At 73.5% G+C, this 21,464-nt stretch carries 19 protein-coding genes; 7 read left to right on the forward strand and 12 right to left on the reverse strand.

Features of this window, described 5'->3' with window-relative positions; translation table 11 throughout:
• The 3 genes from ACZ79I_RS35660 to ACZ79I_RS35670 are packed head-to-tail and all read left to right on the forward strand — an operon-like array spanning nucleotide 1 to nucleotide 1,338.
• Nucleotides 1-720, forward strand: a complete 720-nt coding sequence (locus ACZ79I_RS35660; RefSeq protein ID WP_471503248.1) for a hypothetical protein — start codon at nucleotides 1-3, stop codon at nucleotides 718-720.
• 27 nt (nucleotides 721-747) lie between these two features.
• Nucleotides 748-921 carry a hypothetical protein gene (locus ACZ79I_RS35665; protein WP_381084933.1) on the forward strand — a complete coding sequence of 58 codons (174 nt, stop codon included), beginning with the start codon at nucleotides 748-750 and terminating at the stop codon, nucleotides 919-921.
• Between the two features lie 30 nt (nucleotides 922-951).
• Nucleotides 952-1,338: a hypothetical protein gene (locus tag ACZ79I_RS35670; RefSeq protein WP_471503250.1), complete on the forward strand. Its 387-nt coding sequence runs from the start codon at nucleotides 952-954 to the stop codon at nucleotides 1,336-1,338.
• Nucleotides 1,339-1,438: 100 nt separating this feature from the next.
• On the opposite strand, the gene ACZ79I_RS35675 is transcribed toward ACZ79I_RS35670, so the two are convergent.
• From ACZ79I_RS35675 to ACZ79I_RS35685, 3 genes are read right to left on the reverse strand one after another with little or no spacing between them, the layout of a single operon-like run.
• Nucleotides 1,439-2,155, reverse strand: coding sequence for a hypothetical protein (locus ACZ79I_RS35675; RefSeq protein WP_471503252.1), 717 nt, complete (start codon nucleotides 2,153-2,155; stop codon nucleotides 1,439-1,441).
• A 10-nt stretch (nucleotides 2,156-2,165) separates the two neighbouring features.
• Nucleotides 2,166-2,543 (reverse strand): CATRA system-associated protein, encoded by a 378-nt coding sequence (locus ACZ79I_RS35680; protein ID WP_471503254.1) that lies wholly within the window; start codon nucleotides 2,541-2,543, stop codon nucleotides 2,166-2,168.
• Nucleotides 2,544-2,576: 33 nt separating this feature from the next.
• The gene (locus ACZ79I_RS35685) at nucleotides 2,577-6,365 is read right to left on the reverse strand and encodes a CHAT domain-containing protein (protein ID WP_471503256.1); all 3,789 of its coding nucleotides are present in this window, start codon (nucleotides 6,363-6,365) and stop codon (nucleotides 2,577-2,579) included.
• Nucleotides 6,366-6,581: 216 nt separating this feature from the next.
• On the opposite strand from ACZ79I_RS35685, the gene ACZ79I_RS35690 reads away from it, so the two are divergent.
• Both ACZ79I_RS35690 and ACZ79I_RS35695 read left to right on the forward strand, forming a co-directional pair.
• On the forward strand, nucleotides 6,582-8,633 hold the full coding sequence (locus ACZ79I_RS35690; protein WP_471503258.1) for a phosphocholine-specific phospholipase C: 2,052 nt from the start codon (nucleotides 6,582-6,584) through the stop codon (nucleotides 8,631-8,633).
• 87 nt (nucleotides 8,634-8,720) lie between these two features.
• On the forward strand, nucleotides 8,721-9,563 hold the full coding sequence (locus ACZ79I_RS35695) for an LURP-one-related family protein (RefSeq protein WP_471503260.1): 843 nt from the start codon (nucleotides 8,721-8,723) through the stop codon (nucleotides 9,561-9,563).
• Between the two features lie 63 nt (nucleotides 9,564-9,626).
• Here ACZ79I_RS35695 and ACZ79I_RS35700 read toward each other — a convergent pair whose 3' ends face one another.
• Nucleotides 9,627-10,577 (reverse strand): DMT family transporter, encoded by a 951-nt coding sequence (locus ACZ79I_RS35700; protein ID WP_471503262.1) that lies wholly within the window; start codon nucleotides 10,575-10,577, stop codon nucleotides 9,627-9,629.
• Complete coding sequence (locus ACZ79I_RS35705) at nucleotides 10,574-11,425, reverse strand: phosphatase PAP2 family protein (protein WP_471503264.1); 852 nt, start codon at nucleotides 11,423-11,425, stop codon at nucleotides 10,574-10,576. The genes ACZ79I_RS35700 and ACZ79I_RS35705 overlap by 4 nt, the downstream gene beginning before the upstream one ends.
• Before the next feature lie 203 nt (nucleotides 11,426-11,628).
• Between ACZ79I_RS35705 and ACZ79I_RS35710 the strand changes: the two genes are divergently transcribed.
• Nucleotides 11,629-12,243 (forward strand): TetR/AcrR family transcriptional regulator, encoded by a 615-nt coding sequence (locus ACZ79I_RS35710; RefSeq protein ID WP_471503266.1) that lies wholly within the window; start codon nucleotides 11,629-11,631, stop codon nucleotides 12,241-12,243.
• A gap of 186 nt (nucleotides 12,244-12,429) precedes the next feature.
• On the opposite strand, the gene ACZ79I_RS35715 is transcribed toward ACZ79I_RS35710, so the two are convergent.
• Nucleotides 12,430-13,473: a DUF2510 domain-containing protein gene (locus ACZ79I_RS35715; protein WP_471503268.1), complete on the reverse strand. Its 1,044-nt coding sequence runs from the start codon at nucleotides 13,471-13,473 to the stop codon at nucleotides 12,430-12,432.
• 236 nt (nucleotides 13,474-13,709) lie between these two features.
• On the opposite strand from ACZ79I_RS35715, the gene ACZ79I_RS35720 reads away from it, so the two are divergent.
• Entirely contained in the window at nucleotides 13,710-16,385 is a 2,676-nt protein-coding gene (locus tag ACZ79I_RS35720) for an ATP-binding protein (RefSeq protein WP_471503270.1), read from the forward strand.
• Between the two features lie 5 nt (nucleotides 16,386-16,390).
• On the opposite strand, the gene ACZ79I_RS35725 is transcribed toward ACZ79I_RS35720, so the two are convergent.
• From ACZ79I_RS35725 to ACZ79I_RS35750, 6 genes are all read right to left on the reverse strand, one after another.
• Entirely contained in the window at nucleotides 16,391-16,678 is a 288-nt protein-coding gene (locus ACZ79I_RS35725; protein WP_471503272.1) for a hypothetical protein, read from the reverse strand.
• A gap of 138 nt (nucleotides 16,679-16,816) precedes the next feature.
• A complete protein-coding gene (gene pcaDC, locus ACZ79I_RS35730) occupies nucleotides 16,817-18,004 on the reverse strand; it encodes a bifunctional 3-oxoadipate enol-lactonase/4-carboxymuconolactone decarboxylase PcaDC (RefSeq protein WP_471503274.1) in 1,188 nt (395 codons plus the stop codon).
• Nucleotides 18,001-19,353 carry a 3-carboxy-cis,cis-muconate cycloisomerase gene (gene pcaB / locus ACZ79I_RS35735; RefSeq protein WP_471503276.1) on the reverse strand — a complete coding sequence of 451 codons (1,353 nt, stop codon included), beginning with the start codon at nucleotides 19,351-19,353 and terminating at the stop codon, nucleotides 18,001-18,003. The genes pcaDC and pcaB overlap by 4 nt, the downstream gene beginning before the upstream one ends.
• Nucleotides 19,350-19,955, reverse strand: coding sequence for a protocatechuate 3,4-dioxygenase subunit alpha (gene pcaG, locus ACZ79I_RS35740; protein ID WP_471503278.1), 606 nt, complete (start codon nucleotides 19,953-19,955; stop codon nucleotides 19,350-19,352). Before pcaG ends, pcaB begins: the two co-directional genes overlap by 4 nt.
• 6 nt (nucleotides 19,956-19,961) lie before the next feature.
• Nucleotides 19,962-20,735: a protocatechuate 3,4-dioxygenase subunit beta gene (gene pcaH, locus ACZ79I_RS35745; protein ID WP_471503280.1), complete on the reverse strand. Its 774-nt coding sequence runs from the start codon at nucleotides 20,733-20,735 to the stop codon at nucleotides 19,962-19,964.
• Nucleotides 20,736-20,817: 82 nt separating this feature from the next.
• Nucleotides 20,818-21,462, reverse strand: coding sequence for a CoA transferase subunit B (locus tag ACZ79I_RS35750; RefSeq protein ID WP_471503282.1), 645 nt, complete (start codon nucleotides 21,460-21,462; stop codon nucleotides 20,818-20,820).
• Nucleotides 21,463-21,464 lie beyond the last annotated feature (2 nt).

The raw sequence follows: 21,464 nt of genomic DNA on the forward strand, positions 1-21,464 counted from the left end.
ATGGCTTTGTTCCCCAGGACTCCCCGCGCCACACGGCTGCCGGACGACGTGGTGTCGCGGATGGAGCGGTTCGGCCGCTTCGAGTTCGACCCCGCCGGCACCGACATCGACGCCTCGGACGTATGGGGCGAACTCCAGGCGCCGTTCCTGCCGTTCGCGCAGTCGGACCCGGAGGGCTTCGCCCGAGCGCTGGCGGACGCCGTGCTGCCGGCCGGTGGCTTCGCCCTGTTCGGCGCCGCGCGCACGGTGTGGAACCTGGCCGGCTCCGACTTCAGCAGCCCGGCCTACGACGCCGTGCGGATGGCCGCGCTGGAGTTCTTCCGGGCGAACGGGGTGCCGAGCAACCGGCTGTCGGCCGACGACTGGAGGTTCTGGCGGGAGAACCGCTCCGAGCCCTGGCTCGTGGGCCGGCCCCGGCCGACGCCCGAGGAGGCGCGGATCACGCCCCTCGCGCCGGGGGAGCTGCGCCGGATCGCGCGGATCACCGAGGCGCCGGACTCCAACGTCGTCTACGTCGCCGCCGCGCACGACAGCCGTTTCAAGGCCGTCATCGATGCGCCGACCAGCGACACCGACCCCACCCGGAGCCGCTTCGACTGGATGTCGGCGGACACCCTCCACGACCTCTACACCCGGATCGGCGAGGCGTTCCAGACACCCGTCCACTGGGTCGCCGACGAACTGCGCCCGTTCGTACCCCTGCCTCCGTCCCGTTTCTGAAGCAACCGAGCTCCGAGGAGAGAAGACATGGCCAAGGGCCGTAGCTGCCAGGTCTGCCGGCAGCGCATGAGCGTCAAGAGCGAACAACGGCAGCCGATGGGCTCGTGGGTCGTCTACGAGTGCCGCAACCCCGCCTGCAAGAACTGGATCGACAGCGGTCAGCGCTACCGGTTCAGCGAAAAGGTCTTCGAGGACAAGTAGAGCAAGCAGAACGAGTAGGGAGAACAGCGCATGGCCAAGCCACCGGTGGAGATAACGACCCGGCTGTCGATGGCGGAGGCGGCCGACGCCTTCCGCAGGGCGATGAGAGTGAGCTGGTGGAACGAGAACATCACCGGCGCGGGCACCACCTTCGAGGAGCCCAGCGGCTCGGTCTTCGACACAGTGGCCGAGGACCGCCCCGACTTCGCCGTGATGGCGCTGCTCGGCGGCCGGGGAGCGGAGATCCAGAAGTCCGCGGTGCACATGTACATGTGGGACCGGGGCGCGCACCGGGAGATCATGCTCGGCGTGGGCCGCAACCTCGGTTCCTTCGGCATCAAGGCGAACCGCAAGATCCGCCGGTACGTCGACGGGCTGGCGGAACTCGATCCGTCCATGGAGCATTCGGGGATCTGAGGGCCCCACCGACCGGCCCTCGGCCCCGAGGGCCCGACGAGCACCCGGCGCGGGGGACCGGGTGCTCGTCGCCGTATGCGGACCCGACCCGTCGGTGTGCTCAGCCGACCGCCGCGAACGCCTCCGCCGACACGTCCCGTTCGAGCACCGACCGGTGGAACGAGTAGACGTCGATGTGGGAGACCTTCACCAGCACGCAGTACCGGTCCACCGACGCCACCGACCGGGCCACCCGCGCGTACTCCCGCCGCAGGAAGTGGACCGCCGCCTGGTTCGCCACCGAGCTCTGCCCGCACACCAGCATGACCGGCCGGCTCGACTCCGGTGGCGTGAACTTGGCGACCACCGCGTACTCCTGGTGCCCCCGGTCGAAGTAGTAGTGCTCCCCGCCGACCACGATCGCCACGGAGTCCGGGCGGTCGCCGAACGGAGTGATCGTCACCCCGGGCAGATGGGCCGTGAGATGCCCGCCGGTCCGTGGATTGGAGCCGCCGATCGGCCCGCCGACACAGAACTCGGCACGGTCGCCGTTGCTGCCGCGCAGGTCGCCGGACTCCACGCTCACCCGGCAGCCCAGTTCGCTCAGCAGGACGGTCAGTTCGACGACCGCCCGCAGATCCCGCTGCTGGGTCGTGCCCGGCTGCCCGTGCTTGGTGCCGACGACGATCACACAGTGCTCGCCCGGCCGGGTGCCGAAGAAGGCGGCCTTGCGGTAGAGCGCCCTGGTCCGCCGTCCCCGCTCCCACAACGACCCCAGACCGAGACCGATGAGGCTGGTCAGCAGACCGATCGCGACATTGGCGAGTACCGACAGCATCGGCTCGCCGTCAGGTCCGCTCGGAGGGCGCGGGCCGCGGGCCGCCGGTCGCGGTGTCCGGGTCGAGTGCGTGCACGAGGGCGACGACACGCTCACGGTACGGCTCGGGCAGCGGTACCTTCCCGTCGCCCTCCGGCGGCGTCCCGTCCTGAGCGCCCTCGATCCGGGTGACCCGGCTGCCCGACAGCTCCTCCAGCTCGCCGGTCAGCGCGTCCACCGCCGCCATGTCCCCCGCGGCGACGGCCGCCGAGAACTCGTCGAGCAGCTCGGTGATCTCCTCCCACCCCTGGGGCGGCAGCCGCCACTCCTCCAGCATCAGCCGCAGCGCCAGACATGCCGCGCCGGCCGTCTCCCGGTCGATCGTGGCTGCCCTGTCCGATGTGCTCACGCCGTCGTCCTTTCGCTCACTCGTCGTCATCCGTCAGCGCCCCGTGTGGACGTACGGCGCCCATACGCGCGGCGACCCGGCATGCCGCGCCCGCAGTTCCCGTACGATCCCGTGCACGGCCCGCGCGGTGTCGGTGACGTCGAGGCCGCCGCCGTACGTCCGCAGGGCGCGGTACAGACGTTCCGTCAGCCGCACCGACACCAGATCCGTCGCCTCCCACAGCGCCCCCACCACCTGCGGATACCCGGCCGTCTGGAACGCCGACGTCAGATGGACGGCCTCGTCGGGGAGGCGGTCGGTGCGGGTGGTGTGGCAGGCCAGCAGGACGGCGAGCTGGGCGTGCGGCAGATGTCGGCGGGCCACGTCCAGCACCCCGAGCCGTCCGTCGGCGAGTTCGAGATGGCTCCTGGACGGGTCCTCGGCGTCGCTGAGCCCATGACACGCGAAGTGCACGGTGGCCGCCGAGGACAGCTCGGTGAGCACCCGTCCGACCGTCGCGTCGGCGCCTTGCACGCTCCGCAGTCCGCCCAGGGTACGGGCCATCGCCGCCACCTCCGCCACGGACGCGCCCTCCCGGCCGTCGGCACCGGTGGGCCGGCGCACTGCCAGGAAGGGCCCGGCGCTCCGGCCCGCCGTCGGGGCCTGCCGGGCATGCCGCAGCGCCCTGATGCTCGGCGTGTACGAGGAGGCGACCCGGTCCAGCACCGAGCGCCCGTCGCCCCGCGCGGCCACCCGGTGATGACCGGCGGCGTGCAGCGGCAGATGGGCCAGCGGCCCGGACGCCGACCACCACAGCCTGGGCACCGCACCGCGCGGGCTGCCTTCGGGGATCGGCCGGGTCAGGCCCGCCGCCTCCAGCACCGGTTCCGCGATGGAGTCCCAGAGCCATTCGAGAGTGTCGAACACGGTCTCGGAGGCTTCTCTGCGGCGGGCGCGCGACTCGCCGACAGCCACAGAGACCGCCGTGAGGAACTGCCGCGCGGTGTGCGCGAGCCGTCCCTCGGTGGCATCGAGTTGCACAAGCCTGATGTCCTCGGCCGTGACGACGAGGGCATCGGAGCGCAGCCGGTCGATGTTGATCAGGACGATCGGCCCCTCCTCGGCCTCGCGCCGCATCTGCTCGGCGCTCGGCGGCAGCAGGAAGTGCTCGAACCCGTCGAGCCCCCGGATCCGGGCCAGCAGCCGCTGCCACTCCTCGGCCACCGCGTGCTGCTCCCGGATCCGCGCGGCTTCGCCGGGCCCGTCCGCCGCACCCGCCGCGTGCCGCTGCCGGCTGCCCGGTCCCCCGTCCGGTGCGCCCCCCGTCTCCGTCTCCCGCAGCCGGCGGGCGAGGGCGGTGAACTCGCGGGCCGCCCGCGGATGGACCGCGGCCAGGTCGGAGACGTCGCTGCGGGCCTGGAGGTCCTGCCCCATCAGCACCGCCCGCCCCTGCTCCAGCAGTGCCGCCGCCTGCTCCGTGCGGCCCGCGGCGAGCGCCACCGCGCACGCGGTGCGGGCCAGGCTCGTTCCGGCGAGCCGGTCCGGGAGGTCGGCCGTGCGGCGGGTGCCGGCCGGGGCCGGATAGCGGCGGCCGAGCAGTGCGGTGCGCAGAACGGCCTGGCGGTCGTCGCGGTGCAGCGCCTGCGACACCATCAGCGGCAGCGCTTCCAGCGCGGCCTCCGCGGCCTCCGTCGCCAGGGCCCAGTCCCGGCGCTCCACCGCCTCGCCGAGCGCGGTCCGCGCGTTCTCGAACCGGGCCCGGGGCGGCAGCACCCGGTTGGCGGCCGGTTCCCAGGAGACGGGCTCCTCCCTGCCGTAGCGGTGCCAGGTGACGTCGTCGTGGGCGCGGCGGACCAGTTCGGCGACGGTGGCCAGGGCGGGGCGGAGCTGCTCGCGCAGTTCGGCCAGCCCGGGCGAGTACTCCGGCCGGCCGGGCAGGGCTTCGAGGCTCCGCGCCGCCAGTTCGACGAGCCGTACCGCCTCCTGGGTGCCGGTCGCGTCCCGGCGCAGCAAGGAGACGGCGGCCAGGGCATGCGCGTAGGGGATGGCACAGCCGAGCCAGCTCGCCGACATCTCCGGCATCCGGCCGACCGCCCAGGCCAGCGCGTCGCAGGCCCGGGCGATCGTCGCCTCGTCCTGGTGCAGTGTCCCGTGGGCGTGCCGGTGCATCTCCACCGCGCACAACAGCTCGACGTACCGCGAACTCGTGGGCGGCAGCAGGGCCAGCTGCTCGTCCCCGCACCGCACCACCCGCTCCAGGTCCTCCAGGTCCTCGCTGAAGGTGTACTGCGCGGCCAGCAGCTGCACGAGGACAGCGGCGACGAAGCCCCGCCGCCCGTCGGGCAGCGGCCCCGCCAGCACGGCCTTCAACTGGTCCACGGCCAGGGCCAGTCGGCGCGGATCGCTGACCCCCGCGCCCAGCAGGGCGCCCCGCACGGCCGTGGCGTCCGGCGGCAGCCCGTCCAGGTCGGCCGCGGAGGCCGGATCCGCGGGCCCGGCGTCCGCGGGCGGCCCGGGCGGCCATTCGACGGTCGCGGCCCCGGTGCGGCCGGGTCCGGCGTCTGCCGAGGCGGGCCGGGGGACGCCGGTGAAGGGGGCGAAGTCCTCCGGACCGGGGCCGGGGGAGCGCACGCCGGGGCGGCCCGGCGGCACGTACATCCGGATGGGCGGCAGCTGCACCCCGCTCAGCAGCGGTCCCAGCATCGGACCCACGAGCTTGAGCAGCCGGGCGCCGTTCAACGGCAGCCGCTGGAGCGTCTTCGCCATCTCGGCGCACGCGGCGCGCTTGTCCGCGATGTGCGGCAGCAGGGGGTGGTCCGGTGGCAGGTCCCGCTGGAGCGCGGCCCACAGTTCGTCCGAGCGCCGGAGGTCGGCGTGCGACCCGGTGAGAACGGCCCGCGCGCCCAGCAGCGCCGGCATGTTCCCGGCGTAGATCCCGTTGTCGTCGGGCGGCGCGCAGGCCCGGAACGCCTCCAGCTGGGCGATGGCCTCGTCGACCACCTCCTCGTCCGGATGGAGCGGCAGGGAGGCGGTGAGGGCGAGGGAGAACATCAGATGGGCCGAGGCGGCCTCGTCGTCGACCGGGCGGGTGCCGTGGCGCCGGGAGTGCTCGACCGCCCGCAGCGCCGACCGGCCGGCCCTCAGCGCCAGCCGAACACCCCGTGTGTCACCCGGCCGGTCACGGAAACGCGCCAGCGCCGCGTGGACGGCGGTGCAGCCGACGAGGCCCGCCTCCGGGTGGTCGGCGGTGATGCCCGCGAACGCGGCGTCGGCCCACCGTCCGGCGTCCTGCAGCGCGGACATGTCGCCCGACTCCAGGCGGAACAGCGCGGACTGCGCCAGCCGGGCCAGCAGACAGGGCCGGACCAGGTCCTCCGCCGGGAGCCCTTCGGCCAGCCGTACGGCGTGCGGATGCGACGGCCGGGGCGGCTCGAAGTGGCGGGGGGAGGGCTCCTCCGGGTAGGTCGCCGCGACCGCGACCGGATCGTCCGCCGGCCGGCCCTGGGTCTGGGCGGCGAGACAGTGGTGGACGTCGTCCGACAGCCGGTGGTCCTCGAACCGCAGCGCCAGCGTGCGCTCGGCCAGCCACAGGTGCAGTACCCAGCGGGGCCGCCGCGGATCCGGCCTTTCCCCTACGTCGAGCGCGTACTCCAGAACGGACGCCGCGGCCACCGCGCAGTCCCGGCTGCCCTCGCTCCAGGAGGCGCGCAGCAGCCCGGCCGCCGACGGCAGCCAGCTCTCGGGGTTCTCACCGACGCCGGCGACCCGCCGCTCGACGGCCGGTGTCCACGCCGCCTCGGAGCGCACCAGCATGCGGTCCACGGCCGTTCGTATCCCTGACACGCCGCCAGTCTTCCCCGCCACGGCCCGCTCTGGTCGTCATCCGGAAATCTCCGGCAAACGACTCCCGGTGCGCCCCGGTTCTCCTGTACCGGTGACCTTCACGTGAGCGTCATCGCATCCTTTCCTGACGTTTGATGCCCCTGGAACACTCCCTTCGCGCAGGTTCCCTCATTACCGGGCGTTCCGCCCCGTCAGGAAGACAAGAGGTCACCCCTCATGCCCCATGTGAATCGGCGCCGCTTCCTCCACCTCGCGGGCGGTACCGCCGCGTTCACCGCGCTCTCGGGCAGCATCGAGCGCGCCGCCGCCCTTCCCGCGCACCACCGTTCCGGCACCATCGAGGACGTCGAGCACATCGTCGTCCTGATGCAGGAGAATCGTTCCTTCGATCACTACTTCGGCACGCTCCGAGGCGTTCGCGGCTTCGGCGATCCGCGCCCGGTGACCCTGCGCAACGGCAAGCCGGTCTGGCACCAGTCGGACGGCGCCAGGGACATCCTCCCGTTCCGCCCCGACGCCGACGACCTGGGCCTGCAGTTCATCCAGGACCTCCCGCACGGCTGGAACGACGGACACGCCGCCTTCAACGGCGGCGGGTACGACGGGTGGGTGCCCGCGAAGTCCTCGACCACCATGGCCTATCTCACGCGCGAGGACATACCGTTCCACTACGCGCTCGCCGACGCCTTCACCGTCTGCGACGCCTACCACTGCTCGTTCATCGGCTCCACCGACCCCAACCGCTACTACATGTGGACGGGCTGCACGGGCAACGACGGCACGGGCGGCGGCCCGGTCCTCGGCAACGACGAGGCCGGCTACAGCTGGACCACCTATCCCGAGCGCCTGGAGAAGGCCGGGGTCTCCTGGAAGATCTACCAGGACGTCGGCGACGGCCTCGACGCGAACGGCTCCTGGGGCTGGATCCAGGACGCCTACCGCGGCAACTACGGCGACAACTCGCTGCTGTACTTCACCCAGTACCAGAACGCCGCGCCCGGGGACCCCCTCTACGACAAGGCCCGCACGGGTACCGATGCCCGCAGGGGCGAAGGCTTCTTCGACCGGCTCAAAGCCGACGTGCGGGCCGGGACGCTGCCGCAGATCTCCTGGATCGTCGCCCCCGAGGCGTTCACCGAGCACCCCAACTGGCCGGCGAACTACGGCGCCTGGTACATCTCCCAGGTCCTGGACGCGCTCACCTCCGACCCCGCGGTGTGGGCGAAGACGGCGCTGTTCGTCACCTACGACGAGAACGACGGCTTCTTCGACCATCTGGTACCGCCGTTCCCGCCGGCCTCCGCCGCGCAGGGCAAGTCCACGGCCGACGCCGGCCAGGACGTCTTCAAGGGCGACGGAAGCCATGTCCCCGGTCCCTACGGGCTCGGGCAGCGCGTGCCCATGCTGGTCGTCTCGCCCTGGAGCAAGGGCGGCTACGTCTGCTCCGAGACCCTCGACCACACCTCGATCATCCGGTTCATGGAGCGACGCTTCGGCGTCCATGAGCCGAACATCTCGCCGTGGCGGCGTACGGTCTGCGGCGATCTGACCGCGGCGTTCGATTTCTCCCGCAAGGACGCCGCGCCGGTGTCGCTCCCGGCCACCGACGGCTACCGGCCCAAGGACCACGAACGCCACCCGGACTACGTGCCGGTCCCGCCCGCCGACCCCGCCCTCCCCCGGCAGGAGCGGGGCTCGCGGCCCACCCGCCCGCTGAAGTACGCGCCCCTCGTGGACGGGTCGGTGAACGCCTCGGCCGGGACCCTCACGCTCACCTTCGCCTCCGGACGGCACGCCGGCGCGTCCTTCCTCGTCACGTCCGGCAACCGCGCCGACGGCCCGTGGACCTACACCACCGAGGCCGGCAAGAGCGTGTCGGACACCTGGAACGCGGCGTACTCCAACGGCTCGTACGACCTGACCGTGCACGGCCCGAACGGCTTCCTGCGCGTCTTCAAGGGCCCCGGCACCGGCGCCGGCCCCGAGGTCACCGCACGGCACGGCGGTGAGGACGTGCGGCTGACCTTCACCAACAAGGGACCGGGTACGGTGCGGTTCACGGTCACCGACGGGTACGGAGGGCACCCGAGGACCGTCGCGGTCCGGCCCGGGGCCACCGTCGGGCACACGGCCGGCCTGGAGAGGAGCAAGCGCTGGTACGACCTGACCGTCAGGTGCGACGCCGATCCGTCCTTCCTGCGCCGTTTCGCCGGGCACGTCGAGAACGGGCGGCCGGGCGTGAGCGACCCCGCGATCGCCACGCAGTAGGGACGCGACGAAGGTGTACGCGGGGATGAAGGATCCCGTATCGAGGGGGCTGGCCAGATACCGATGTGCTCGCGGTAGTGTGCCCCGGTGACCACGCAATCGAACACTCCTGCAGGCTGGTACCCGGATCCGCACGGCGCGCCCCGTACGCTCCGCTATTGGGACGGCGTGCAGTGGACCCAGCACACCAGCCCGGACCAGCAGGGAGCGGCTCAGGCCCCGCAGGCCCACGGCCATGCGGCGGTTCCGCAGCAGCCGGCCGGTCCCGACCCGCGCGTGCAGCGTCAGGTGCAGCAGGAGGCCGGGATCGCCCCGGGCGGTCCCGGTGGCGGCACCCTGTTCACGGAGCCGGTCCTGGTGGTGAACCAGAAGGCCAAGCTGATCGAGGTGACCAACGAGTACAAGGTCATGGACCAGAACGGCAACCAGCTCGGCTCGGTCGTCGAGGTCGGACAGAACGCACTGAAGAAGGTGCTGCGCTTCGTCTCCAGCCTCGACCAGTTCATGACCCACAAGCTGGAGATCCGTGACGTCTACGGACAGCCCCAGTTGGTGCTGACCCGGCCCGCGAAGTTCCTCAAGTCGCGGGTCGTCGTGGAGCGCCCGGACGGGCAGCCCGTGGGCGAGATCGTCCAGCAGAACATGATCGGCAAGATCAACTTCGCCATGAACGCGAACGGCCGGCAGATCGGCGCGATCAAGGCGGAGAACTGGCGTGCCTGGAACTTCGCGATCGTCGACCACGCGGACAACGAGGTCGCCCGGATCACCAAGACCTGGGAAGGTCTGGCGAAGACGATGTTCACGACCGCGGACAACTACGTCCTGCAGATCCACTACCAGTTGCCCGAGCCGCTGCTGAGTCTCGTCGTGGCGACGGCGCTCACCGTCGACACGGCGCTCAAGCAGGACTCCCGGGGCCTCGGCTGAGCCTCGGGGACGCATCAGGCCGGCGGCCGGCGCGTGCGCGAGCGCGTGCCGGCCGCCGTGCGTTCACCGCGCGGTGAGGCGCTCCGGTGCCGGCGGCGTCGTCTGCGGGGGGAGCAGCGGCAGTTCGTGGGGAGCGGGCCCCGCCTCCGGGCCGGTCACCGCCGCGGCCGGACGGCCGCCGTCCGCGGCCGACGGCTCCGGTGCCGACCGCGACAGCGTCACCACGCCCGACGACGCCAGCAACGCCCCAGCCACGGTCAGCAACAGCCCTGCCGCGCCGCCCTGGAGACGTTCACCCAGGAGGGACAGGCCGATCACCGCCGCCGCGACCGGGTTGGCGAGGGTCACCACCGCGAGCGGGGCACCGAGACCGCCCCGGTAGGCCGTCTGCGCCAGCAGCAGGCCGCCCGTCGCGAACGCCGCGACCAGCAGGGCCACGACGAGGACTTCAGCGCCGAGCACCGGTTCCGAGCGGTCGGTCGCCGCCACCGTCACGGTCTGTGTGAGCGCCGAGGCGACACCGGAGGCGAATCCGGAGGCGGTCGCGTGCCGCAGTCCGGGCCGGGCGCCGGGCCGGCACAGCACGCCGATCAGCGCGGTGGTCGCCCCCGCCACGGCCAGCGCCTCCGGCAGGCTGAGCAGATCGTCGGGCTCCGGCCCGGACGCCGTCACCAGCAAGGCGCCCAGACCGGTCAACGTGAGCGCGGTGCCCCGCCACTCCACCGCGCCGACGCGGCGTCCCGCCGCCCGCGCCCCGAGCGGCACGGCGGCCACCAGGGTGAGCGCGCCCAGCGGCTGCACGAGGGTCAGCGGACCGAACTTCAGGGCGGCGACGTGCAGCGCCGCGGCGGAGGCGTTCAGGACGACCGACCACCACCAGGCGCCGCGCGTGAGCAGCCGCAGCACACCGGTGCCGGAGGTACGGAAGGCCAGCCGCTCCTGGGCCACCGCGGCGGCCGCGTACGCGACGGCGGAGAACAGGGACAGGACGACGGCGAGGAGCGTGCCGTTCACCGGCCGGCTCCGACCAGGCCGGGGCCGCCGTCCGCGGTCATGGGCCCGGCGGGGGCGGACGACGGCACCGGATCCCGTACCGCGTCCGGCTCCGCTCCCCGGGGTGCGGCGGCAGGGCGGTGCGGTACCGGCGACGGTACGCGGACCACCGCCAGCGCGATGCCGAGCAGGACGGCCGCCATGACCGCGTCCAGCCAGTAGTGGTTCGCGGTGCCGACGATCACGACCAGGGTCAGCAGCGGATGCAGCAGCCACAGCGGGCGCCAGCGGGACCGGCTCGTCGCGATCAGGCCGACGGCGATCATCAGCGCCCAGCCGAAGTGCAGTGACGGCATGGCGGCGAACTGGTTCGCCAGCGAGTCGGTGTCCGGCTCGGCGCCGTACACCGTGGGCCCGTACGTCCGCCCGGTGTCCACCAGGTGGGCCACGTCGAGCATGCGCGGCGGGGCGAGCGGAAACGTGAGGTGCAGCGCCAGCGCGGCGCCGGTGACCAGGGCCAGGACCCGGCGGGCCCACAGGTAGTGTCCCGGCCGCCGTATGTACAGCCAGACCAGGAAGGCCCCGGTGGCGGCGAAGTGGACGGCCACGTAGTAGACGTTCGCGGGGCGGACCAGCGCGTCGCCGTGCAGCAGTGCGGACTGCACGGCGCCCTCGCCCGGCAGGTGGAGGGAGCGCTCCCAGCCCCAGACCCGGCGCGCGTTGCGGAACGCCTCGGCGGTGTGGCCGCCGGCGAGCACCCGGCCGGTCTTGTAGACCAGGAAGAGCCCTGCCACCAGCAGGGCCTCGCGGACCAGGGGCGGCCGGCGTGCCGTGGCCGTCCCTGTCTCAGGCTCGGTGCGGGAATCCATTCCCCGGCCCCTTTGCTGACGTGCGTGCATGGGGTGGTGCGTGGTGAGCCCAGGAGGGGATCCACTGGACAGACGAGTGGGTCCTGTCCAAGGCTCATCGATACGCCAGTGTACCGATACGCTCGCGTACCGGTACCCTGGCGTATCGTTACACTGCTGTGAAGCGGCCCACCCGGCCGGTGCCACGACCGAGGAGCAGCGCCATGACGTCGCAGGCGGCGGACGGACCGGAGACGGTCACCGGCTCGCGCCGCTCCAAGCTCACGCCCGAGCGGGAGCGGGAGTTCTTCGACACCGTGCTCGAACGGATCCGCGAATGCGGCTATGAGGCGGTCACCATGGAGGGGATCGCCGCCAGCACCCGGTGCAGCAAGTCGACGCTGTACCGCCAGTGGAAGACGAAGCCCCAGTTCGTGGCGGCCGCCCTCAGGAGCAGCCGCTGTTCATGGTTCGAGGGCGTCGACACCGGCTCGCTCGCCGGGGACCTGCGCGCGGCGGCGTGCGCCGCCGCCGAGTGGTCCGGGCGCGACACCAAGCTGGTCCAGGCCCTCGGTCATGCCGCGATGCAGGACGAGGAACTCGCCCGGGCGCTGCGCGAAGCCGTCGTGGAGCCCGAGGTGAAGGCCCTGCAGGAGATCGTCCACCGCGGGGTGGAGCGCGGTGAGGTGCGCGCCGACCACCCGGCCCTGGAGTACGTCCCCGCGCAGCTGCTGGGGGTTCTGCGGGTCCGCCCGCTCCTGGAGGGGCGCTACGCGGACGAGGACTACCTCCAGCGCTTCGTCGAGGCGGTGCTGCTCCCGGAGCTCGGACTGGCATGAGACCGGGGCCGCCGTTCGCGGGATGACCGGACGGCGGCCCCCTCGCGCCGCACCGTGGGGACGGGGGCGGCGCACCCCGGCCGGGCGGGGTTCCCCAGGAGCGGAGGGGAGCCCCGCCCGGCCGCATCATGTCCGGTCCCCGCCGCCGAGGGCCGCACCATGCCCGTCCGCGGCCGCCTCGGCGGCTCACACGTCCTGGCCGTTGCCGCCCGCCGACGCCTTGATGCCCTTGGTGATCTCGTCCAGCACGGACTGCCGGGGCGCGCCGGGCCCGATGTCGATGGCGAAGCGGACGACGACGAGCCGCTGGGAGCCGGCGGGCGAGGGGAAGACCAGCGACTCGACACAGCCGTCCGCGCCCTTGCTGGTGACCGCCTTCCAGCGGACCAGGTAGCCCTGCTGCCCGGCCACGGTCACGGCCCGGGAGGCCAGCACCTCGTGGGACGTGATCCTTCCGTAGGAGGTTCCGCCGTACGACTCCTCGGCGTTCTTTGCGATGTCCTCCTCGGCCGCCGCCTTCGGCGTGGAGGCCGTCAACCCCTGTGCCCGGGCGGGCGCCGAGTACGCCCCGCCGGTGCTGCAGACCTTCGAGGCGTCTCCGGGGCACTTGTACGTGTCCTTCGACGTGATCTGCGCCCCCACCCGGACGGTCGTGCCGCTCCAGCCGTCCGGCACGGGGATGCTGATGCCGTCGACCGGGTCGGCGACGTACCCGTCCTCGGTCTGCGGCTGCCCGGAGCCGCCCGGCCAGGGAGCCTGGCCGCCGCCGGAGTCCCCGTCCCCGTCGCGGTCCGGGCCGCCGGGCCCGCCCCGGTCGCCGAAGGGTCCGCCCCGGTCCCCCCGGCCGCCCTGCCCCTCGGGACCGCCGAACCCGCCCGGGCCGCCCGGCCCTTGGGAGTCGGCGGAGCCCCGGCCGTCGTGCGCGGTCAGCGCGTAGACACCGCCGCCGATGCCGGCGAGGACCACGACCGCCGCCGCCACGGCGAGCCCGGTCCGCGCCCCGCGCCGCGCGGAGGCGGGCCGGGCACCCGGATACGGGGCGACGGCGAGCGGCCCGCCCGCCTGGCCACCGGCGCCCGGCGGTTGCGCCGGCGGACCCCAGGAGGCGGCCGGATCCACGGGGCGGGTCCGGTCCGTCCATGCCTTGCCGTCCCACCAGCGCTCGGTGGCGGGACCGTCACTTGTCTGCCCGGGGTCGGGATACCACCCGGGCGGAGTCACCTGCGTCATGGACTCACCGTATGAGGCATGTGTGAAAGAGCGATGAGAGGGCCGGAGCGGGAAGAAGACGCGCTGTGGGGTGCCGCCCGGCTCCCGGGCCGGCCGCCGGTGGCGTGCGGCGTCGCCTCGGGAGGCGCCGCATCACCCATCACGGCAACAGGTGCACCGAGCGGGCTCCACCGCGGCCCCCGGACGGCTAGGCTCAATGTCCGTACGTCGTTTGGGCGACCTGGGGAGGTACCGGGATGACGGAGGCACGGCCCGGCGGGGCCGCCTCGGCTTCCCTGTGGGAACGCGACGCGGAACTCGCCGCCATCACCGAGGCGGTCGACGCCCTGCGCGACGACGCCTCGCCGTCGGAGCCGGGAAGCCTGCTCGTGTTCAGTGGAGAGGCCGGCATCGGCAAGACCGCGCTCCTCGCCGAGGCACGCCGCATCGCCGAGAAGCGCGGCTGCACGGTCTGGTCCGCCCGGGGTGGTGAGACCGTCACATCCGTCCCCTTCAATGTCGTACGGCAACTGCTGCAGCCCGCGCTCGTCTCGCTGATGCCCGCGGAGGCGCGGGAGTACCTGGGCGACTGGTACGACATCGCCGGCCCGGCCCTCGGCATAACGGCCCCCGGCGACCGGCAGGCCGACCCGCAGGGCGTGTACGACGGCCTGGTCGTCGCCGTGTCCCGGCTGGCCAAGCGGGAGTGGCCGCTGGTGCTGCTCGTCGACGACGCCCACTGGGCCGACCAGGAGACCCTCCGCTGGCTGGCCGCGTTCTGCGAACGCCTCGGCGAACTGCGCGTGCTCGTCGTGGTGGCCCACCGGCCCGGTGAGGCCACCGGCGAGAGCGGCCGCCACCTGGACACGATCACCGCGGCCGCCCGCCGCCCGGTCAGCACGCTGAGCGTGCTCACCCCCGAGGCGACCGCCGGACTCACCCGGGCCACCGTCGGCGCGCACGCCGACGCCCCGTTCTGCCGCGAGGTGTGGGCCGTGACCGGCGGCAATCCGTACGAGACCGTCGAACTCCTCGCCAAGGTGCAGGACAGCCAGCTCGCGCCGGTCGAGGAGTCGGCCGCCGAACTGCGCGCCCTGAACCGCTCGGCCCGCGGCAACGGTCTCGTCGCCCGCCTGGAGAGCCTCGGCATAGAGGCCACCCGGTTCGCCTGGGCCGCGGCCATCCTCGGCTCCGGCATCACCGTGGACCTGGTGGCCCGGCTCGCCACGCTGCGCCCCGATGAGGCGCGGCGCTGCGCCGAACTCCTCAGCGCGGCCCGCATCCTCACCGAGACCGACCCGGCGCGCCGTCAGACGGACGACGGCGAGCTGGAGTTCGTGCACCCGCTGATCGCCAGCGCCGTCTACCGCTCCATCCCCGACGGACTGCGCACCGCGATGCACGGCATCGCCGCTCAGGTCGTCACCGACTCAGGACTCGGCGCGGCGGCCGCCTCCCGCCATCTCCTCGAAGTCCACCCGGACGACGACGAGGAACTCGTCGAGCAGATGCGCCAGGCCGCGCGCGAGCACCTCGCCGTCGGCGCCCCCGAGGCGGCCCGCCGCTGTCTGGAGCGCGCCCTCGTGGAGCCGCCGCTGCCCGAGATCCACCCGCACGTGCTCTACGAACTGGGCTGCGCCACGCTGCTGACCTCGCCCGCCACCACCATCGACTACCTCCAGGCGGCCCTCGCCATGCCCGGCCTGGAGGGCGACGAACGCGTGGACGCCGTCCACCGCCTCTCCCAGGCCCTGCTGCACAACGACCAGGTGGACGAGGCCGTCCGCACGATCGACGCGGAGGCGGCCCGGCTGCCGGAGGGTCCGGCCCGGATGCGGTTGCGTGCCGTGCACCACATGTGGGAGGGCATCCACGCGGCCGAGGAGGAATCCCCGGCCCGTTCCCGGGAGCTGGCCGAGCTCGCCCGCACCTGCACCGGCAAGGACAACTCCGAGCGTGCACTGCTCATCCTGCGCGGCTTCGACGCCATGACCCACGGTGAGAACGCCGAGGAGGTCGTGGAACTGTGCGACCGCGCCCTCGTCAACGGCCGCCTCGCGCCCGGCCTCGGCTGGACCGACAGCGAATGGGGCATCGAGCTGCTGCTGATGCTCGGCAACGCGTACGCCTACACCGACCGGTTCGACCGGGCCGAGAGCCTGTTCACGGAGGGCCTGCGCGCCTACGAGTCCGCCGGCTGGAGCGGCGGCCACCTCGCCCTGGCCCACGCCTATGTCGGACTCGGGCACCGCAGGCGCGGCCGCCTCGTGGAGGCGGAGACATCCCTGCGCTCGTCACTGCGCCTCGCGGAGCGCGTCGGCCGCGGACTGCCCCTGCACTGGTCCGCGACCTGCGGGCTCGTCGACACCCTGCTCGCCCGCGGGCACATCGAGGAGGCGTGGTCGATCGCCGAGCAGTACGGCTTCGCACCGCCGTACCCCTCCACCATCACCCTGCCCGACAACCACTCCGTGCGCGGCCGGCTGCTCCTGGCCGCAGGCCGGACCGAGGAGGGCGTCAACGAACTCGAGGCCGCCGAGAAGGCGTCCGCCGGACGCGGCCACAACACCGTGGTGGCACCCTGGGCCGGCGATCTCGCCCGCGCCCTGGCCGCCGACGATCCGCGCCGTGCCGCCGAACTGGTGGCCCTCACCCGCCGGCAGGCCGAACTCTTCGGCACCGACACCGCGATCGGGGAGGCCCTCCGTCTCGCCGCCGACCTGGAGACCGGGCAGCGTGCCGTCACCCTGTACGCCCGGGCGGTGACGTATCTGGAGGCGTCGCCGTGCGCCTACGAACACGCCGTGGCACGTGTCGAGTACGGAATCGCCGCCCGGTCGACCGAGGACCTCGAGCGCGGTCTGACGCTCGCGCGGTCCTGCGGCGCGGACGGCCTGACGGCCCGGGCGGAGGCCGCGCTCGCGCACGGGTAGCGGCGTCACCGGCGGCAGGGCGCGGGTGAGCACCACGGGCGCCAGCCAGTGGTAGTCGCCGCGAGGCGCAGCCCGTGCCCGTCGGCGCCGGCCTCGCGCCCGGACCCGGGCGTGCCGCCGCCCACTCCCGCGGTGCCGACCAGGACGTCCAGCCGGAGGTGCGCGGCGGCCACCCCCGTGCCGAGCCGGCGCGCCCCGGCCGAGGAGGCCAGGTCGGCGACGAAGCCGTGGCCTCGCCCTCGGCGCGCGGTTCCCCGTACGAGGGCGGTCCTCGGCCGTGCGATCGCACGCACCGGACGCCGCAGGGTCCGCCCTCCGGGTGGACGGCGGGACGTTCGGCACGGGCCCCGGGCCAGGGCCAGGCCCCGGGCCAGGCCCCAGGCGCGGGTGGCGGCGTGTGAGGGATACCGGTGGGGCAACGACCGGCGGGGTCAGCCTCGGGCGGTGTCCTGCCCCGCGTCCTCGTCCGTGTCCCACTCCGTGTCCGGCTCGGTGTCCGGCTCGGCGTCCATCTCCGTGAGGACCCGCTGCGCCACCGCGAACGCCGAATTCGCCGCCGGCACACCGCAGTAGACCGCCGTCTGGAGCAGGACCGCGCCGATCTCCTCCGCCGTCAGACCGTTGCGGCGGGCCGCCCGGACGTGCAGGGCCAGCTCGTCGTGGTGACCGTGCGCGACCAGCGCCGTCAGCGTGATCATGCTGCGTTCGCGGCGGGACAGGGTCGGGTCCGTCCAGATCTCGCCCCACGCGTAGCGGGAGATGAAGTCCTGGAACCGGGAGGTGAAGGGGGTCGCGCCCGCCTGCGCCCGGTTCACGTGCGCATCGCCGAGGACCTGACGGCGCACCTGCATGCCACGCCCCACGGTCCCCGAGAAATGCGCCCGCAGCGCCGTCAGGACGGCCTCCGGGCACTGGGCGGGCGCCAGGTGCGAGGCGCCGGGGATCTCGACCAGGGCCGAGCCGGGCACCGCGTCCGCGATCTCCCGCAGATGCGCCGGCGGTGTCGCCGGATCCTCGCGGCCCGCGATCAGCAGCGTCGGCGTGCCGATCGACGGCAGCCGGTCGCGGATGTCGAACGCGGCGAGCGCGTCGCAGCAGGCGGCGTACGCCGCCGGGTCCGCCTCACGGTGGTCCCGCACGAGCCGGGGCACGGTGAACCCGGGCGTGAACCAGCGCGAGCCGGCGGTCGCCGCGACCGGCCCCAGCCCTTCTCGGCGGACCAGTGCGGCGCGTTCCTCCCAGGGACTGGACCCGTTGAAGTGCGCGGACGAGCAGATGACGGCCAGCGACGAGACCCGCTCGGGATGGTGCACGGCGAGATGCAGACCGACCGCGCCGCCCAGCGACACCCCGGCGTACGCGAACCGTTCGACGCCGAGGGCGTCCGCCAGCGCCAGCACCAGCCCGGCCAGCTCCGCGACCGTCGCACCCGGCCCGATGAGGTCCGGGGCCGAACCGCCGTGCCCGGGCAGGTCCCAGCGGATCACGCGGTGGGTGGCGGACAACTCGGGCGCGACCTCGTCCCACAGGGCGTACGAGGTGCCCAGTGAGGATCCCAGGAACAGCGGGGGAGCGGTGACAGGGCCCTCGGTGCGGTGATGCGGCAGCTTGTCGGTCACGAACGCTCCAGGGCACGGTCGGTGAGGGCTCCGGCGGAGCCGGTGTAATGGGTCGGATCGGTGAGGTCCGCGAGGTCCAGGTCGGTCAACTCGGGCTCCTGCGAAAGGAGTTCGGTCAGGGAGCGGCCCTCGGCGTGGGCGCGCCGGGCGATCTCCGTGAGCAGTTCCCCGGCGCGGGCGCGGCCGAGCACCGGGGTCAAGGCGGCCGCCAGCCGCTCGGAGACGATCAACCCGTGGGTGAGACCGAGGTGTTCGCGCATGGTGTCCGGGTGCACCCGCAGTCCCTCGGCCAGTTCGGCGGCATCGCGTGCCGCGCCGCCGGCCAGGCGCAGCAGATCACGCAGCGGCTCCCACTCGGCGTGCCAGGCCCCGGCGGGCCGTTCGTCGCCCGCGGCCAGCGATCCGTACAGTGTGGCGGCGAGCTGCGGTGCCCGGTGGGCGGCCGCCGCGATCAAGGTCGCCCGTACCGGGTTCGCCTTGTGCGGCATCGCGGAGGAACCGCCGCCGGTGCCCTCGGCGACCTCGGCGATCTCGGTGCGGCACAGGGTCAGCACGTCCGCGGCGACCTTGCCCAGCGCCCCTGCGGTGAAGGCGAGGCAGCCCGCGAGATCGGCGATCGGAGTGCGCAGCGTATGCCAGGGCAACTCGGGTGCGGCCAGCCCGAGTTCCCTCGCGTAGGCGGCCACGAGCGGGCCCGGGTCGGCCGCGCCGTAGGCGGTGAACGCGGCCAGCGTGCCGGCCGCGCCGCCCAGTTGGGCGGGCAGCGCGTCCCGTACGGCCGTCAGCCGGTCCCGTGCGTCCAGCACCAGCGAGCGCCAGCCGGCCGCCTTCAGCCCGAACGTGGTCGGTACCGCGTGCTGCGTCAGCGTCCGGCCGGGCATGACCGTGTCCCGGTGGCGCGCGGCGAGGCGGCCCAGCGCCCGTCGGGCGCGCTCCAGGTCGGCCAGGACCAGGTCAAGGGTGCGCGCGGCGACCAGCATCGTCGCCGTGTCCAGGATGTCCTGGCTGGTCGCGCCGCGGTGTACGTACGGCCCGTACTCCGCGCCGACCGCCTCCGTCAGATCGGCGACGAGCGGGATCACCGGATTGCCGCCGGCGCGGGCCCGTACGGCGAGGTCCACCGGATCGAAGCGCCCGGAACCGGCGGCCGAGGTCACCGCCGTCGCCGCCGCCGCCGGAGCCAGACCCAGCGATGCCTGGGCGCGGGTCAGCGCGGCCTCCGCGTCGAGCAGCGCCCCCAGATACGCGGTGTCGCTGGTCGCGGACGCGGCGGGGGAGCCGGCCCACCCGGGGGCGAGCAGGCCGGCGCCGGACTCGGACGGGGGCACCTCGAAGGGTGGGTGAGTCACCGGAACTCCAGGAAGACCGTCTCGCCCTCGCCCTGAAGGCGGATGTCGAAACGGTACGTGCCGTTGTCCTCGGGCACCGCGATCAGCGTGTCGCGGCGGTCGCCGTCCAGCCGGGCGAGCAGCGGGTCGGCGGCGAGCGCCGCCTCGTCGCCCGGCAGATAGACCCGGGTGAACAGATGCATGAGCAGCCCCCGCGCGAAGACGCACACGCTCAGGTACGGGGCACTGCGCCCGCGCGCGCCGGGCCGCAGCGTACGGGCGCACCAGTGGCCGTCCGCGTCCGTGGGGACGCGGCCCCAGCCGGTGAACTCCACGCCGTTGCGGCCCAGGTAGCCGCCGCTCGCCGGGTCCCGCCGGATCGAACCGTCCACCTGCGGCAGGGTGCCGTCCGGGTCCGGGCCCCACAGCTCCACGAAGGCGTCCGGGAGCGGCTGTCCCTCGCCGTCGAGGACGTACCCCCGCAGCGTGATGGTGTCCGGGTGGCCGGACGGCGCGATGTCACCGCCGCCGGGGAACGGCAGCGCGTACCCGTAGAAGGGACCCACCGTGTGTGACGGGGTGGGCAGGACGCCCTCCGGGCTGCTCGTGTCGATCCTTGTCATGGCGGATCAGCGTCCTTCCTCGATCCAGGTGGCCTTCGGGCCGTCGAGCACGATGTCCCAGTGGTAGCCGAGCGAGAACTCCGGCACCGACAGGCTGTGGTCGTACGTCGCGACCAGCCGCTGCCGGGCGGCGTCGTCCGTCACGGACTGCAGGATCGGGTCGTACGGGAAGAGCGGGTCGTTCGGGAAGTACATCTGCGTCACGAGGCGCTGGGTGAACGCCGTGCCGAACAGCGAGAAGTGGATGTGGGCCGGGCGCCAGGCGTTGAGGTGGTTGCGCCATGGATACGGGCCCGGCTGGATGGTGGTGAAGCGGTAGCGGCCGTCGTCGTCCGTGAGTGCGCGGCCGACGCCCGTGAAGTTCGGGTCGAGCGGGGCGTCGTGCTGCTCGCGCTGGTGCGCGTACCGGCCGGCCGCGTTCGCCTGCCAGATCTCGATGAGCTGACCGCGCACCGGGCGCCCGTCGCGGTCGAGCAGACGGCCGGAGACGGTGATCCGCTCCCCGATGGGCTCGCCCCGGTGGTGCCTGGTGAGGTCGTTGTCGATCTCGGTGATGTCGCGTGCGCCGAACGCCGGGGAGGACAGCTCCACCAGCTCGGGGTCCTTGGTGACGTCTATCGTGATCGGCGGCTGCTCGGGGTGGCGCAGCGCGGAGGAGCGGTAGGGGGCGTAGCCGCGGCGCGGGTGGTGCTCGACGGGTGCGCCGTCGGCGATCCGCTTCTCGTAGGCGGCGTGCAGGGCCGCGATCTCCCGGTCGATGTCGTGCTGAGTGACAGCCATGAGGCTTCCTAGTGTTCGAGAGCGGGGGTGGGACGAGCGGCCGATCGGTGTGCGGACCCCGCGTCGGCGACGTGCACGCTCTTCATGTCAGGCCCTCCGCCACGGTCAGCTCGGCGCCGGTCAGCGCGACGACCTCGTCGGCCCGGACCCCCGGGGCGGTCTCGACGAGGACCAGCCCGTGATCGGTGACGTCGAGCACGCCGAGGTCGGTGATGATCCGGTCGACGCATGCCCTGCCGGTCAGCGGCAGCGAGCACTCCCGAACGATCTTCGGCGAGCCGTCCTTGGCGACATGGGTCATGACGACGATGACGGTGCGGGCGCCGTGCACCAGGTCCATGGCCCCGCCGATCCCTGTGACCATCTTTCCGGGCACCGCCCAGTTCGCCAGATCGCCCTTGCGCGAGACCTGCATCGCGCCCAGCACGGCGACGTCGATGTGCCCGCCGCGGATCATCGAGAACGACAGCGCCGAGTCGAAGAAGGAGGCGCCGGGCAGGACGGTGACGGTCTCCTTGCCGGCGTTGATCAGGTCCGGGTCGACCTCGTCCTCGGCGGGATAGGGACCGGTGCCCAGGATTCCGTTCTCCGACTCCAGTACCACCTCCACGTCGTCCGGGAGGTGGTTGGGGATCAGCGTCGGAAGGCCGATGCCGAGATTGACGTACTGGCCGTCCCTCATCTCGCGTGCGGCCCGGGCCGCCATCTCCTCACGCGTCCACGCCATGG

The organism is Streptomyces sp. PSU-S4-23, from assembly GCF_055632315.1.